A 14,080-nucleotide genomic window follows, 5' to 3' on the forward strand; every position below is an offset into this window, starting at 1 on the left:
GCCCCACTCCGCCGGCCCGGCCTACCCCACCGGCCCCGGTGTCCACGCCGACCCGCCCCGTGCCGCCGGCCGCGGCGAACGGGGGACTCTCCGCCCAGGTCGTCATCCTGACGAACGAGCAGCGGGCCCGCGCCGGGTGTCGCGCGCTGCGCGTGGACGACCGCATCACCGCCGCGGCGCAGAAGCACAGCGCCGACATGGCGACGCACGAGTACTTCTCGCACACGGGACGCAACGGCAGTTCCTTCGGGGACCGCGTGCGCGCCGAGGGCTACCCCTCGCCAGGGGCGGAGAACATCGCCCAGGGCCAGCCGACCGCGTCGCGGGTCGTCGAGGCGTGGATGAACTCCCCAGGCCACCGGGCGAACATCCTGGACTGCTCGCTGATCACCATCGGCGTCGGCCACGACGCTCGCGGCGACTACTGGACGCAGGACTTCGGCCGCTGACGCCTCGATGACCATGTGCTCAGCCGACAGGCCGGGGTGATCAGCCTCGCCCAGGCCGTCGCCGGCGGATTGTCCGCGTGGACCGTCCACCGCCCGCACCGGGAAGCTGCGCCGAACCCGCACGGCGGACGTCCCCGTGCGGACCCGACGCGGATACGCTGCGACGGGCAGGCCGCCGGGTCCGGGCGCACTCCGGATGCATCCGAGGAGGCCGATGCCGCCGACCGCGTGAGGAGCCTGCCGTGACCGTCGTCGACAACGCGGTCTACATCGACGGGCAGCGGTCCGTGGAGCCTGCCTCGCTCGACCAGACCTACGAGGAGTTGCGCGGCTGCCCGGGTGACGGGCACAGCTTCGGCTGGATCGGGCTGCTGCGCCCGAACCTGGACGAGATCAACTCCGTGGCGAAGGAGTTCAACCTCCACGACCTGGCCATCGAGGACACGGTCACCGCCCACCAGCGGCCGAAGTTCGAGCGGTACGGCGACACCGAGTTCATCGTCCTGCGGCCGGCCCGGTACGTCGACCCGGTCGAGGTCATCGAGATCGGCGAGGTGCACCTGTTCCTCGGCCCCGACTTCGTCGTCACCGTCCGGCACGCGGAGGAGCCCGATCTCGCCGAGGTCCGCCATCGCCTCGAGGACGACCCCGAGCTGCTCGCGCACGGACCGTTCGCCGTGCTCTACGCGGTGCTCGACAAGGTCGTCGACGACTACGCACCGGTGCTCGACGGCCTGCAGGACGACATCGACCAGATCGAGGTGCAGGTCTTCGACGGTGACCCGACGGCGTCGCGGCGGATCTACCAGCTGACCCGCGAGGTGATCGAGTTCCAGCGAGCGGTCGAACCGCTGCGCGAGATCTTCAGCGAGCTGCGTACACGGTTCGGCAAGGACAGCGAGACCACCGATCTCGAGCTGCGCCGCGCCTTCCGCGACGTCGCCGACCACGCGACGCGGGTCCTGGAGCGCACCGAGAACTTCCGGCAGCTGCTGACCAACATCCTCACCGTCAACAGCACGCTCGTCGGGCAACGTCAGAACGAGGAGATGACCCGGCTCACCGAGGCCGGATACGAGCAGAACGAACAGGTCAAGCGGATCTCGTCGTGGGCGGCGATCCTGTTCGCGCCGACCCTGATCGCGTCGGTCTACGGGATGAACTTCACCCACATGCCCGAGCTGAGCTGGCTGCTGGGCTACCCGATGGCGATGGGGCTGATGCTGCTTCTCGGGCTCGCGCTGTACCTGGTCTTCAAGCGGCGCGGCTGGTTGTAGTGCGTCACGCGTGCGCGCGGCGCGGGCGCGGCTGGCACCGCGGGCAGCTGAACGACGACCGGTTCATGAACGGGTCCCGGCGGATCGGGGTGCCGCACCGCCGGCAGGCCCGGTCGGCCTGGCCGTAGACGTCGAGTGACCGGTCGAAGTAGCCCGAGGCGCCGTTGACGTTCACGTACAGCGAGTCGAACGATGTTCCGCCCTGCTCGAGGGCCTCGTTCATGACATCGGCGGCGGCGGACAGCACGCTGCGGCCCTGCGCCCGGGTCAGCGTCTCGGTGGGCCGGGCCCAGTGCAGCTTCGCCCGCCACAACGCCTCGTCGGCATAGATGTTGCCGATCCCGGAGACCACCGTCTGGTCGAGCAGCGCACGTTTGAGCCCGGTGCGGCGGCGGCGGATCCCGGCCACGGCGTCGTCGAGGGAGAACGCCGGGTCCATCGGGTCCCGGGCGATGTGGACCACCGGCTCGGGCAGCAGGCCGCCGTCCGCCGCGGGGGCCAGCGGGTGCACGCTCAGCCCGCCGAAGGTGCGCTGGTCGACGAACCGCAGCTCGGGGCCGTCGTCGTCGAAGCCGAACCGGATCCGCAGGTGTTTCTCGTCAGGGCGGTCCGGGTCCGCGACGAGCAGTTGCCCGCTCATTCCGAGGTGGGCGAGGATCGCGTCGTCGCCCGGGCCGGCCGAATCGAACTCCAACCACAGGTACTTGCCTCGACGGCGGGCCGCGGTGATCGTCCGACCGGTCAGCCGGGCGGCGAAGTCGTCCGCACCGGCGAGATGGCGGCGCACCGCGCGCGGGTGCGCCACGCCGACGGAGGTGATCCGTCGGTCGAGCACGTGGTCGGCCAGACCGCGGCGGACGACCTCGACCTCGGGGAGTTCGGGCATGAGAGGTGCAGGTACGCCGGCTAGGACCGGGCGGCGCCGTTACCGGTGCCGTCGGCCGGGCCGATGACCGGATCACCGCCGGTCGAGCCGGTGCCGTTGGCCTCCGCGGTCAGCGTTCGCCAGGCCAGCTCGGCGGCCTTCTGCTCGGCTTCCTTCTTGGTGCGCCCGTCGCCCGAGCCGAGCTCGCGGCCACCGACGACGGCCGTCGCGGTGAACACCTTGAGGTGGTCGGGACCGTCCTCGGCGATCCGGTACTCCGGGACTCCGAGGTCGGCGGACGCGGTGAGCTCCTGGAGGCTGGTCTTCCAGTCCAGGCCCGCACCCAGCAGCGGGGCGCTGCGCAGCAGACCGTCGAACAGACGGTGCACCAGCCCGCGGGCGGTCTCGAGCCCGTGCTGCAGGTAGACGGCACCGATCAGGGCCTCGGTGGCGTCGGCCAGGATGCTGGCCTTGGTCCGCCCACCGGTGAGTTCCTCACCGCGGCCGAGGTACAGGTACGCGCCGAGGCCGTCGGGACTGAGCTCGGCGGCCACTCCGGCCAGCGCGTGCATGTTGACGACGCTGGCGCGGAGCTTGGCGAGCTGCCCCTCGGGAAGGTCGGGATGGTCCCGGTAGAGCCGCTCGGTGACGATGATGCCGAGCACCGAGTCGCCCAGGAACTCCAGGCGCTCGTTGGTGGGCAGCCCACCGTGCTCGTAGGCGTAGGAGCGGTGCGTGAGGGCGAGCGTGAGCAGCTCGGCCCTGATGTCGACACCGAGTGCGCTCAACAGGGGCCCGCGGTCCTCCACGGGCCCCTTGAGGCTCTTCTCCCCCACCCTGGCGCGATCAGGCCGGGCGGACGACCTGACGGCCGTCGTAGGTGCCACAGGTCGGGCACGCCACGTGCGGCGGCTTCTGCTCGCGGCAGGCGCGGTTCGAGCATGCGACGAGGGTCGGCGCAGCGGCCTTCCACTGCGCCCGGCGCGAGCGCGTGTTGGACCGCGACATCCGGCGCTTGGGTACGGCCACGGCGAATCTCCTGTAGTGCTTGGGGGCTAGTCGGCAGACGGCAGCCGCTCACGCAGAGCGGTCCATCGAGGGTCCAGTGTCTCATGCCCGTGGTCGGGCCCGAGATCCGCCCGTCGTCCGCCGCATTCGGCGCACAGTCCGAGGCAGTCGGGATCACACAGGGGCGCCAGCGGAAGGGCCAGCACGACGGCGTCGCGGACGACCTGCTCGATGTCGATCCGCTCGTCCACCAGACGCGGGATCTCGTCCTCGTCGGTCGTCTCCTCGGTGACGCTGTCGGGGTAGGCGAACAGCTCCGCGATCTCGACCTCGACAGTGTCGGTCAAGGCGTCGAGGCAGCGCGAGCATTCACCGGTGAGCCCGGCCGCCGCGGTTCCCGAGACGTAGACGCCCTCGGTGACCGACTCCAGCTGCAGGTCGAGCTCGACCGGCGATCCGGCGGGCACCACGATGACGTTCTCGAGGCCGATCGCCTCAGGTGCGTCGGGTGCGGGGACGGTGCGGGCGACGGTGCGCATGTTCCCGGGTCGCCGGCCGAGCTCGCGGGTGCTGAAGACCCAGGGGCTGGCCGCGTCGGGGCGCGTGGGGGTGTTGTGGGTGCTCATGGCCACTCCCAGGATAGTCCTCGGCGCCGACGAACGGATCCGTGCGGCGGGAACGCCGGCCACTCACTCGCCCGGCATCAGAATCGTGCTGAAGATCCGCCGGGTCCGGCCCTCGCCCGGACCGTTCGCCGTCCTCGACGCCAGCACCGTGCCCAGCTCCGCGATCAGCTCGCGGAGCTCGTCGTCGGACAGGTACATGGCGGCCTGCCGGTAGCCCACCAGGTCCCGGGCGAGGTCGACGTCGTCCCGCTCGAGGTAGCGGTCGAAGTCGGCCAGCAGCCCGGCGACGAAGGCGAGGAAGCCCTGCCGGTGCTGCTCGGCGCTCATCGTCGCCGCCTCCTGCGGACCGATCGACCCGGCGCCGGCCGGAAGCCGGTACGTGCGCTCGACGGTGCCGCGGACCCGGCGCTCCTCGGCCACCTCGAGCACCCCTCCCTCGGCCAGGGCGCCCACGTGCCGGTACAGCGTCGCCGGCGGCACGTCGGGCAGTTCCGCCCGCAGGTCGGAGGTCGTGAGCGCGCGGTCGCCGAGGAAGGCCTGCACGACCCGCAGCCGGACCGGATGCAACAGCAGCTCCGCCGAGGCCATGGCCAGCTCCCATCGTTCTCAATATTGACAACGTTCCTATTCTCAGAAATGATACTGCCATGCCCACCGCACACGTGACCAGCGACAAGCTCGAGGTGACCTTCAGCCGCGGCGAGAAGATCGCCGGACTGATCCGGGACGTGCACGTCCCGCTGTCCGCCGTCCGCGACGCCGTCGTGGTCCCGGACGGTTTCGCCGCCGCCCGCGGCGTCCGCGCCCCCGGACTCGCCATCCCCGGCGTCCGCAAGATCGGTACGTGGCGCCGGCACGGTGAGAAGGCCCTCGTCGCCGTGCGCCGCGGTGAGCCGGCGGTCCGGATCTCGCTGAGCGGGGAGCGCTACGACACCCTGCTGCTGGGCGTCGCCGACCCGGCCGGGCTGGTCGCCCGGCTCGGCTCCCGGGCCGGCTGATGCGCGAGACTCCGCTGCGGATCGACTCCGCGGGCCAGGTCCTGGCCGGCACGCTGGCCCTCCCCGACGGCGACGGGCCCTTCCCCGCGGTGCTGCTGGCCTCCGGCTCGGGCCCGCTCGACCGGGACTCCAACCACCGCCGGGCCCGCTTCGACGTCTCCCGGCAACTCGCGCACGCCCTCGCCGCCGGGGGCCTGGCCTCGCTGCGCTACGACAAGCGCGGGGTGGGCGAGAGCCCGGGCGACTGGCGGACCGCCGGCCTGTACGACAACGTCGACGACGCCGGAGCCGCGGTCGCCGCGCTCGCCGCCCACCCGCAGGTGGACGCCCACCGGGTGTTCGCCGCCGGGCACAGTGAGGGTGCGCTGCTGGCCATGGCGATCGCCGGGCGCGGGAGTCCCGTCGCCGGGGTCGTACTGCTCAGCGCCAGCGCCACCCCCGGCGAGCAACTCCTGCTCTGGCAGGCCGACCGCATCGCCGCGACCCTGCCACGCCCGGTGCGCGCCCTGCTGCGCCTGCTCCGGTTCGACCTGCGCGCCAAGGTCGCGAAGAACCACGCGAAGATCAAGGCGACGACCACCGACGTCGCGCGGATGGGTCTGGTCCGGATCAACGCACGCTGGACCCGGGAGTTCCTCGCCCACGATCCGCGTGCGGATCTCGCCCGCATCGAGGTCCCCGTCCTGGCCGTCACGGGCGGCAAGGACCTGCAGGTCGATCCGGCCGACCTCGACGAGATCGCCCGCCTCGTGCCGGGCACGGTCCAGACCCACCGCGTCCCCGACGTCAGCCACACGTTGCGCGTCCAGCCCGGTGAACCGTCGATGCGCAAGTACAAGGCCGAGCTGCGCGAGCCACTCGCCCCCCAGGTCGTCGACCTGGTCGTGGCGTGGTGTCGCTCCCAGGCCGCCACCACACCGGCCGGCTGACGGGCGCTACGGCTGCGCGTCTCCGGTGAACCGGTCGGCGATCAGCGCCGCCAGCTCGAGGAACGCGTCACGGGTGGGCCGGCGCAGGCGGGCGAACCGGACCCGGCCGCCGGTCGCGAGGTGCGGGTCGTGCGGTACCTCGACGACGGCTCGGGAGCGGGCGGCGAAGTGCTCCCGGATCCGGGTTCTGTCCACCTCGGCGCTGCCCCGGTCGCACGACAGCACGACGACGGCGTCGGCGGCCAGCTCGGCATGCCCGTGCGCGACCAGCCAGTCCAGCGTCTTGCTGGCCCGGCTCGCGCCGTCCACGGTCGGGGCGCCGACGACGATGAGGCTGTCGGCCAGCTGCAGGGTGCCCTCCATCGCCGAGTGCACCAGGCCCGTGCCGGAGTCGGTGACGACGATGTTGAAGAACCGGGCAAGCACCGCGCAGACGCGCGCGTACTCGTCCCGGTCGAACGCCGCGCTCGCGGCCGGGTCCTGCTCCGAGGCGAGCACCTGCAGGCGCCCGGCCAGGCTGGTGTAGCGGGACACGTCGGCCCAGGACTGGACCGAGTCGAGATCGTCGAGCAGTTCGCGGACGGTCACCGCGGACTCGCCGGTGAGCCGCTCGGCGAGGGTCCCGGCGTCGGGGTTCGCGTCGAGTACCACGGCCCGGTCGCCACGGTTCTCGGCCAGGGCCAGGCCCAGGCAGGTGGCCACGGTGGTCTTGCCGACCCCGCCCTTGATCGACGTGACCGCCACCCGGTGGGCACCGGCGAGCGGGTTGCGGATGCGGTGCAGGAGCGACCGCCGGGCCTGCTCGGCCTCGCTCGGGCCGGGATTGACCAACCCGCGGCTCCCGGCGTAGACCAGCCGCCGCCAGCCCTCCTCGGGCCGGTCCGCGCGATGCCGGACGATCGTGTCGTCGGTCAACTCCGCGGCGGTCTCCGGACGGACCGCCCGTATCGTCTGCTCCCCCACCGGACCCCCCGCGCCGCTGTGCCGAGACGTGACGGGCGGGCCCTCCAGCCGATGACCGTACTTGTCCCACCAGGTCAGCGGATCCGGTTCGACGCGGCGCGCCACGTGCGCAGGGTAGCGCGACGGACACACTGCGTCAGAGATCCGATACAAGATCGAGAACAGCCGGATGTGACGCCGGCGCGCTCGCTACCGGATCCTCGGGGAGCAGCTCGGGCAGCACTCCACGGCCGGGACGCCGTCCGGTGGCGGGTGATGGGACGGCACGCCGCAGGGCGGCCCCGACGCCGGGGGCACCCCGAGGTCCGCGAGATCGGGGACGGGGTCCCGGACGATCCGCGCGACGGCCACGGCGCTTCACCTCACGGTGCAACACGCCCGCCCGATGGGCGGTCCCGACAGCGCCGGCGAGCTTCACCCCGATGTCGAGGACGTGATCGACGGGCAACCGCCCGGCTCTGCGCAGCCGGGAGGCAGATTAACGATCTTCGCCGCGATGACGGAGTGGTGCGCTCCGGATCGCGCCTAGTCGATCAGGTCCATCCCGGTACCCGTGCGCCCGTTCAGCGACGCGCCGGCGGCGGTCCCGTTCGACGAGCCGCCGCGCCAGAGCTGGCTGCGCCCGCGGGTCACCGTTCGCAGCGCCTTGCTCAGGGTGTCCTCGAACTCGGCGAGCTTGGCGTCGACGTAGCCGTCGCACTCGCGACGCAGCCGGTCGGCCTCGCCGTCGGCCGCGTCGACGATCCGGGCGGCCTCGGCGTGCGCGGCGCGCACCACCTCGGTCTGTGAGACGAGCCGGGCCTGCTCGGCCTGGCCGTCGGCGACGTAACGGTCGTGCGCGGCGCGCCCGGCGTGCGCGAGCCGGTCGGCCTCGTCGCGGGCCCGATCGGTCAGGTCGGTGTACTGGCGGCGCCCGTCGGCGATGGCCCGCTCCGCCTCGTGCTGGGCGTGGGCCACCATCTGCTCGGCCTCCTCGCGCGCCTCGGAGATGGTGCGCTCGGCCTCGGCCCGAGCCTCGGCCAATATCTGCTCGGCCTCCTCCGTCGCGGACGAGCGGGCCTCCTCGGCCTCCCGCTCCGCCTCGGAGATCACCTCGTCGCGGCGGTCGAGGACGTCCTGGGCGTCGTCCAGCTCTCCCGGCAACGCCTCGCGGACGTCGTCGAGCAGTTCGAGCACATCACCCCGCGGCACCACGCAGTTGGCCGTCATGGGGACGCTGCGCGCCTCCTCGACGACCGTGACCAGCGCGTCCAGCGACTCGAAGACCCGGTACACGGGACGGATCCTGCCACCGCGACACGCTCATTCGCCGTATTCGGCGTGGCGCGCGCGTGTCAAGTTCCGACCGGGTGATCAACGTGTAGGGAGCCGCCCGCCCGGGTAGGGCGATCTCTGCGCCTCCTACGCGCGCTCGGCGATCCGCTCCAGCAGCTGCCGGTGGACCGACTCCGGCAGCAGATGCGCGACGTCCCCGCCGTAGGTCGCCACCTCCTTGACCAGCGAGCTGGACAGGAAGCTGAACTCGGGGTTGGTCGACATGAACAGCGTGTCGACCCCCGACAGGCGCTGGTTCATCTGCGCCATCTGCAGCTCGTAGTCGAAGTCCGTGACGGCGCGCAGGCCCTTCACGATCGCCCGCACGTCGTGTGCGCTGCAGTAGTCGACGAGCAGGCCGTGGAAGGAGTCGACCGTCACGTTCTCCATGTCGGCGGTCGTCTCCTTGAGCATGGCGATCCGCTCGTCCACGGTGAACAGGCTCTTCTTGTTCTTGTTGATCAGTACCGCGACGACGACCTCGTCGAACAGGCCGGCGGCACGACCGATGATGTCGAGGTGACCGAGGGTCACCGGGTCGAACGAGCCGGGACAGACCGCGCGCCTCATCGCTGCGCCTCCGATCGGAGCATCACGAGCCGGGACCGTAACAGTGGCCGACGTGCAGGGTGGTGTCTCCGTAACGGCGCTCACGTGCCCCGCGCAGCGGATCGGGCCAGTCGAAGGCCCCGCTGCGGGCTCCGCGCTCGACCACGACGGTTGCGTCCGGCGCGAGCCAGCCGTGGGCCTGCGCGGCGGCGAGCCAGCCGGCGACCTCGTCGTCGGCGACCTCGTACGGCGGGTCGACGAGCACGACGTCGTAGGCGCGGTCGGCCCGCCCGGCGAGGACCGCGGCGGCCGGGGCGGCCCGGACCTCCCCACCCAGGCCCAGATCGGCGACGTTGCGCCGGAGCACCGCCGCAGCACGCCGGTCGCACTCGACGAACAGCGCGTGCTCGGCGCCCCGGGACAGGGCCTCGAGGCCGAGCGCGCCCGATCCCGCGCACAGGTCGAGCACCGCGGCCCCGTCCAGTCCGGGGTCGTTCTCCAGCACGCTGAACAGCGCCTCACGCACCCGGTCGGAGGTGGGCCGGGTGCCCTTCGGCGGGACGGCGAGCCGCCGCCCGCCGACCCGCCCCGCGATGATCCGCGTCATCCGGCCTCACTCGAGTTCGAGGAGCAGATCGCCGCCCTCGACCTGCTGGACCTTCCCGATGGCCAGCCGGCCGACCGTGCCGGACTGCTGCGCGGTGATCGACGCCTCCATCTTCATCGCCTCGATGGTCGCGACGGTCTGGCCGGCCTCCACCGTGTCGCCCTCGTCCACCGACAGCGTCACCACCCCGGCGAACGGCGCCGCGACGTGCCGGTCGTTGCCGCGGTCGGCCTTCTCCGCGGCCTTGACGTCGGTCGCCACCGACTCGTCGCGCACCGACACCGGCCGCAACTGGCCGTTGAGGGTGGTCAGCACGCTCCGGTAACCGCGCTCGTCGGCCTCGGAGATCGCCTCCAGCTCGATGAGCAGCCGCACCCCGGGCTCGAGGTCGACGGTGTGCTCGATCTCGGGCTCCAGGCCGTAGAAGAAGTCCTTGCTCGACAGCACCGACGTGTCGCCGTAGGTCTCGCGGTGCGCGTCGAACTCCTTGGTCGGCCCGGGGAACAGCAGCCGGTTCAACGTCGCCCGGCGATCGTCGCGCAGCCCGCAGCGGTCCTCGTCGGACAGGTCGGCGGCCTCCTTCTCCGGCGAACGGCCCTCCAGGGCCCGGGTCCGGAACGGCTCCGGCCAGCCCGCAGCCGGCACGCCGAGCTCGCCGCGCAGGAACCCGATCACCGAGTCGGGCACGTCGAACCGACCCGGCTCGGCCTCGAAGTCCTCGGGCTGCACCCCGGCCCCGACCAGGTGCAGCGCGAGGTCGCCGACGACCTTGGACGACGGCGTCACCTTGACCAGCCGACCGAGCATCCGGTCGGCGGCCGCGTAGCAGTCCTCGATCAGCTCGAACCGGTCGCCCAGGCCGAGCGCGATCGCCTGCTGGCGCAGGTTCGACAGCTGCCCACCGGGGATCTCGTGGTGGTAGACCCGCCCGGTCGGGCTGGCCAGCCCGGACTCGAACGGCGCGTAGACCTTGCGCACCGCCTCCCAGTACGGCTCCAGATCGCCGACGGCCGCCAGCTCCAGGCCGGTGGCGCGCTCGGTGTGGTCGGTGGCGGCGACCAGCGCGGACAGCGACGGCTGGCTCGTGGTCCCGGCCATGCTGGCCACGGCCGCGTCTACCGCGTCCACCCCGGCGTCGATCGCCGCGATCAGCGTGGCCATCTGGCCGCCCGCGGTGTCGTGGGTGTGCAGGTGCACCGGCAGATCGAACCGCTCCCGCAACGCCGTGACCAGCTTCCGCGCGGCCGGCGGGCGCAGCAGCCCGGCCATGTCCTTGATCGCCAGCACGTGCGCACCGGCATCGACGATCTGCTCGGCCAGGCGCAGGTAGTAGTCCAGCGTGTAGAGCCGCTCGGACGGGTCGGCGAGGTCGGCGGTGTAGCACAGCGCGACCTCGGCGACCGCCGTCCCGGTGTTGCGGACGGCCTCGATCGCCGGGCGCATCTGCTCGACGTCGTTGAGCGCGTCGAAGATCCGGAAGATGTCCATCCCGGTCTTCGCGGCCTCGTCGACGAACGCCTGGGTGACCTCCACCGGATACGGCGTGTAGCCGACGGTGTTGCGCCCGCGCAGCAGCATCTGGGTGCAGATGTTCGGCGCCGCCTCGCGCAGCGCCGCCAGCCGCTCCCACGGGTCCTCGGCCAGGAAGCGCAGCGCCACGTCGTAGGTCGCCCCGCCCCAGCACTCCAGCGAGAACAGCTGCGGCACCGTCCGCGCGACGTACGGGGCGACGGCCAGCAGGTCCCGGGTCCGGATGCGGGTGGCCAGCAGCGACTGGTGGGCGTCGCGGAACGTGGTGTCGGTGACCGCGACCGCCGACTGCTCGCGCAGCCGGGCGGCGAAGCCCTCCGGGCCCAGGTCGCGAAGCAGTTGCCGGGAACCGTCGGGCGCCTTCACCTCCAGGTCGCAGGCCGGCAGCTTGTCCACCGGCTCGACGACCTTGGGCCGCGGCCCGTTGGGCCTGTTGACCGTGGTCTCGGCCAGGTACCTGAGCATCCGGGTACCGCGGTCGGCGGGCTGGCGGGCGGACAGCAGCTCGGGGCGTTGCTCGATGAAGCTCGTGGTGACCTTGCCGGCCTCGAAGTCCGGGTCGGACAGCACCGCGGCGAGGAACGGGATGTTGGTGTGCACGCCGCGGATCCGGAACTCCGCGACCGCGCGCTTGGCCCGTCGCACCGCGGTGCGGAAGGTCCGGCCCCGGCAGGTCAGCTTCACCAGCATGGAGTCGAAGTGCGCGCTGACCTCGGCGCCGGTGTGCGTCGTCCCGCCGTCCAGGCGCACGCCCGGGCCGCCCGGCGAGCGGTAGTTGCCGATCACGCCGGTGTCCGGGCGGAACCCGTTGGACGGGTCCTCGGTGGTGATCCGGCACTGCAGCGCGGCCCCGTGCAGGTAGATCTCGTCCTGGGTCATCCGCAGCCGCGGCAGCGTCTCACCGGACGCGATGCGCAGCTGGGCGATCACCAGGTCGCGGTCGGTGACCTCCTCGGTCACCGTGTGCTCGACCTGGATGCGCGGGTTCATCTCGATGAAGACATGGTTGCCCTCCTCGTCGAGCAGGAACTCCACGGTGCCGGCGTTGACGTACCCGATGTGGCGGGCGAACGCGACGGCGTCGGCGCAGATCCGGTCCCGCAGCTCGGGATCCAGGTTCGGCGCGGGCGCGATCTCGATGACCTTCTGGTGGCGGCGCTGCACCGAGCAGTCCCGCTCGTAGAGGTGCACGACGTTGCCCTCGGCGTCGGCGAGGATCTGGACCTCGATGTGCCGTGGGTTGACGACCGCCTGCTCCAGGAACACGGTCGCGTCGCCGAATGCGGACTCGGCCTCGCGCATCGCCGCCTCGATGGCCTCGCGCAGCTCGCCCGGCTCCGCGACCCGGCGCATGCCGCGCCCCCCACCGCCGGCCACGGCCTTGACGAACACCGGGAACCCGACGCCCTCGGCCGCCTCCAGCAGCGCGTCGACGTCGTCGGAGGGCTCGCTGGAGCGCAGCACCGCGACCCCGGCCTCCCGGGCCGCGGCCACCGCGCGGGCCTTGTTCCCCGTCAGGTGCAGCACCCGGGCGGGTGGCCCGACGAACGTGATCCCGGCCTCCTCGCACGCCTCGGCCAGGTCCGGGTTCTCGGACAGGAAGCCGTAGCCGGGGTAGATCGCGTCGGCGCCCGCCGCGCGCGCCGCCTTGATCACCTCGTCGACCGACAGGTACGCCCGGACCGGGTGGCCCTCCTCGCCGATCTGGTAGGACTCGTCGGCCTTCGCCCGGTGCAGCGAGTTGCGGTCCTCGTACGGGAAGATCGCGACTGTCCCAATGCCGAGCTCGTACGCGGCCCGGAACGCCCGGATGGCGATCTCACCACGGTTGGCCACCAACACCTTGCGAAACATCCGGCTCCTTGCGTCTTCACGGGTCCGAGCAACGCGTGATGGTCGCACGGTGGCGAATCCGCGTCGAAACGTGAGGGTGCGCGGCTGCGCCTCCGGTCACATCCCACTCCCCATGATTCAGGGTTCCGCCCGATGCGAAGACACCACCCGATCGGGTACCAAAGAGAGATGACACGTCGTCCGCCACCTGCGGGCCTGCGTGGCCGGGGGCGGCCCCGCGGTCACGGGCACTGGCACGCCGCACACCGGGATCCGGGCGGGCGACGGAGCGGTTGGCCGGGCTTCGGCCCGCCGATGGCCCCAGGGGGCCGACGTCACCCGGGGTGGGGCAAGCCGCCGGCCGCCCGCCGCCCCCGGATCTCGACGGCATGGCTGCTGGTGCCGGCCGTCATCGTGCTCGGGGGTTCCGTCATGGCGTTGATGATGATCGCTGCCGTGCTCGCCGTCATGATCTCGGCCGCGCTGCCCATGCTGGTGGCCTTCCTCGCGGTCGGCCTGATCACGCACTCACGACGGCGCCGGGCCGCCCTGCGCCGGGGCGGGTCCGCCGGAACGGTGCCGCTGGCTTACCGGCCCCCCGTGCCGCCGCGGCCCGTCGCCCCGCCGTGGCCGCAGGCCCGTGCCCGGTTCGACATGCTGCGCCGGGAGTATGCGGCCTACGAGTGCGACCCGATGCAGGTACTGCGACTGCCCGCCCTGTCGGACGTGACGGTGCCGAGCACGGGGCGGTTCGTCGAGGCGTTCGCCGAGGCGCAGGCGCTGGAGACCGACTCCCCGCCCGCCCACACGCACGCCGCCGCGTTCGTCGCCGCCGTCGACCGGGCCGAGCGGGCCTGGCGCGCGGCGCGCGACGCCGCCGAGCGCATCCGGCTCTCCGGGCTGTCCCCCGCCGAGCGGGGCACCGTCGAGCGGGTGATCAAGCTCTTGACCACCGCCCGCGACTCCGACAGCGACGCCGAGCGCCTGACGGCCTACGCCATGGCCCGTTCGGAGCTGGCCAAGCTGGACCGCGCCGGGGTGATCCACCTGCCGCGGACCGCGCAGGCCACCCTGGACGCCGCCGGCCGCGGCCAACTCCCGGCCTGACCCACCCGCCTCCCCACCCCGCGAG

15 protein-coding genes are annotated in these 14,080 nt (G+C 72.6%); 5 read left to right on the forward strand and 10 right to left on the reverse strand.

Translation table 11 applies throughout. The features are described 5' to 3' along the window. Together HF519_RS26305 and HF519_RS26310 are read left to right on the forward strand one after the other, a co-directional pair. The coding region (locus tag HF519_RS26305; protein WP_169415682.1) for a CAP domain-containing protein at positions 1-449 on the forward strand (449 nt) is incomplete at its 5' end. A 242-nt stretch (positions 450-691) separates the two neighbouring features. Next, positions 692-1,726, forward strand: a complete 1,035-nt coding sequence (locus HF519_RS26310; protein ID WP_169415683.1) for a magnesium and cobalt transport protein CorA — start codon at positions 692-694, stop codon at positions 1,724-1,726. A gap of 4 nt (positions 1,727-1,730) precedes the next feature. Here HF519_RS26310 and mutM read toward each other — a convergent pair whose 3' ends face one another. From mutM to HF519_RS26335, 5 genes are all read right to left on the reverse strand, one after another. Next, a complete protein-coding gene (gene mutM, locus HF519_RS26315) occupies positions 1,731-2,612 on the reverse strand; it encodes a bifunctional DNA-formamidopyrimidine glycosylase/DNA-(apurinic or apyrimidinic site) lyase (RefSeq protein ID WP_169415684.1) in 882 nt (293 codons plus the stop codon). A 20-nt stretch (positions 2,613-2,632) separates the two neighbouring features. Further along, positions 2,633-3,427: a ribonuclease III gene (gene rnc, locus HF519_RS26320; protein WP_169415685.1), complete on the reverse strand. Its 795-nt coding sequence runs from the start codon at positions 3,425-3,427 to the stop codon at positions 2,633-2,635. A gap of 10 nt (positions 3,428-3,437) precedes the next feature. Further along, positions 3,438-3,620: a 50S ribosomal protein L32 gene (rpmF, locus tag HF519_RS26325; RefSeq protein WP_169415686.1), complete on the reverse strand. Its 183-nt coding sequence runs from the start codon at positions 3,618-3,620 to the stop codon at positions 3,438-3,440. Between the two features lie 26 nt (positions 3,621-3,646). Next, entirely contained in the window at positions 3,647-4,225 is a 579-nt protein-coding gene (locus HF519_RS26330; protein ID WP_169415687.1) for a YceD family protein, read from the reverse strand. A 63-nt stretch (positions 4,226-4,288) separates the two neighbouring features. Then, positions 4,289-4,813, reverse strand: a complete 525-nt coding sequence (locus tag HF519_RS26335; protein WP_169415688.1) for a helix-turn-helix domain-containing protein — start codon at positions 4,811-4,813, stop codon at positions 4,289-4,291. A 59-nt stretch (positions 4,814-4,872) separates the two neighbouring features. On the opposite strand from HF519_RS26335, the gene HF519_RS26340 reads away from it, so the two are divergent. Beyond that, the gene (locus HF519_RS26340; protein ID WP_169415689.1) at positions 4,873-5,223 is read left to right on the forward strand and encodes a hypothetical protein; all 351 of its coding nucleotides are present in this window, start codon (positions 4,873-4,875) and stop codon (positions 5,221-5,223) included. Then, positions 5,223-6,152 (forward strand): alpha/beta hydrolase, encoded by a 930-nt coding sequence (locus HF519_RS26345; protein WP_169415690.1) that lies wholly within the window; start codon positions 5,223-5,225, stop codon positions 6,150-6,152. The genes HF519_RS26340 and HF519_RS26345 overlap by 1 nt, the downstream gene beginning before the upstream one ends. A 6-nt stretch (positions 6,153-6,158) precedes the next feature. Here the strand turns inward: HF519_RS26345 and HF519_RS26350 are convergent, their stop codons facing one another. From HF519_RS26350 to HF519_RS26370, 5 genes are all read right to left on the reverse strand, one after another. Beyond that, positions 6,159-7,220 carry a MinD/ParA family ATP-binding protein gene (locus tag HF519_RS26350; RefSeq protein ID WP_312860363.1) on the reverse strand — a complete coding sequence of 354 codons (1,062 nt, stop codon included), beginning with the start codon at positions 7,218-7,220 and terminating at the stop codon, positions 6,159-6,161. Between the two features lie 420 nt (positions 7,221-7,640). Next, entirely contained in the window at positions 7,641-8,390 is a 750-nt protein-coding gene (locus HF519_RS26355) for a DivIVA domain-containing protein (protein ID WP_169415691.1), read from the reverse strand. A gap of 126 nt (positions 8,391-8,516) precedes the next feature. Beyond that, the gene (gene coaD / locus HF519_RS26360; RefSeq protein WP_169415692.1) at positions 8,517-8,999 is read right to left on the reverse strand and encodes a pantetheine-phosphate adenylyltransferase; all 483 of its coding nucleotides are present in this window, start codon (positions 8,997-8,999) and stop codon (positions 8,517-8,519) included. 22 nt (positions 9,000-9,021) lie between these two features. After that, positions 9,022-9,585 carry a 16S rRNA (guanine(966)-N(2))-methyltransferase RsmD gene (rsmD, locus tag HF519_RS26365; RefSeq protein WP_169415693.1) on the reverse strand — a complete coding sequence of 188 codons (564 nt, stop codon included), beginning with the start codon at positions 9,583-9,585 and terminating at the stop codon, positions 9,022-9,024. A gap of 6 nt (positions 9,586-9,591) precedes the next feature. Next, positions 9,592-12,969 (reverse strand): pyruvate carboxylase, encoded by a 3,378-nt coding sequence (locus HF519_RS26370; RefSeq protein ID WP_169415694.1) that lies wholly within the window; start codon positions 12,967-12,969, stop codon positions 9,592-9,594. A 294-nt stretch (positions 12,970-13,263) separates the two neighbouring features. Here HF519_RS26370 and HF519_RS26375 point away from each other — a divergent pair, with 294 nt between their 5' ends. Then, positions 13,264-14,055 carry a hypothetical protein gene (locus HF519_RS26375; RefSeq protein WP_211170610.1) on the forward strand — a complete coding sequence of 264 codons (792 nt, stop codon included), beginning with the start codon at positions 13,264-13,266 and terminating at the stop codon, positions 14,053-14,055. Positions 14,056-14,080 lie beyond the last annotated feature (25 nt).

Source organism: Pseudonocardia bannensis, from assembly GCF_012911875.1.
GTDB lineage: Bacteria > Actinomycetota > Actinomycetes > Mycobacteriales > Pseudonocardiaceae > Pseudonocardia > Pseudonocardia bannensis.

Excerpts from the sequence above, each read along its gene's own strand:
- mutM (WP_169415684.1), bottom strand. The coding sequence starts at position 2,612 with ATGCCCGAACTCCCCGAGGTCGAGGTCGTCCGCCGCGGTCTGGCCGAC.
- HF519_RS26330 (WP_169415687.1), bottom strand. The coding sequence starts at position 4,225 with ATGAGCACCCACAACACCCCCACGCGCCCCGACGCGGCCAGCCCCTGG.
- HF519_RS26335 (WP_169415688.1), bottom strand. The coding sequence starts at position 4,813 with ATGGCCTCGGCGGAGCTGCTGTTGCATCCGGTCCGGCTGCGGGTCGTG.
- HF519_RS26340 (WP_169415689.1), top strand. The coding sequence starts at position 4,873 with ATGCCCACCGCACACGTGACCAGCGACAAGCTCGAGGTGACCTTCAGC.
- HF519_RS26345 (WP_169415690.1), top strand. The coding sequence starts at position 5,223 with ATGCGCGAGACTCCGCTGCGGATCGACTCCGCGGGCCAGGTCCTGGCC.
- coaD (WP_169415692.1), bottom strand. The coding sequence starts at position 8,999 with ATGAGGCGCGCGGTCTGTCCCGGCTCGTTCGACCCGGTGACCCTCGGT.
- rsmD (WP_169415693.1), bottom strand. The coding sequence starts at position 9,585 with ATGACGCGGATCATCGCGGGGCGGGTCGGCGGGCGGCGGCTCGCCGTC.
- HF519_RS26370 (WP_169415694.1), bottom strand. The coding sequence starts at position 12,969 with ATGTTTCGCAAGGTGTTGGTGGCCAACCGTGGTGAGATCGCCATCCGG.
- HF519_RS26375 (WP_211170610.1), top strand. The coding sequence starts at position 13,264 with ATGGCCCCAGGGGGCCGACGTCACCCGGGGTGGGGCAAGCCGCCGGCC.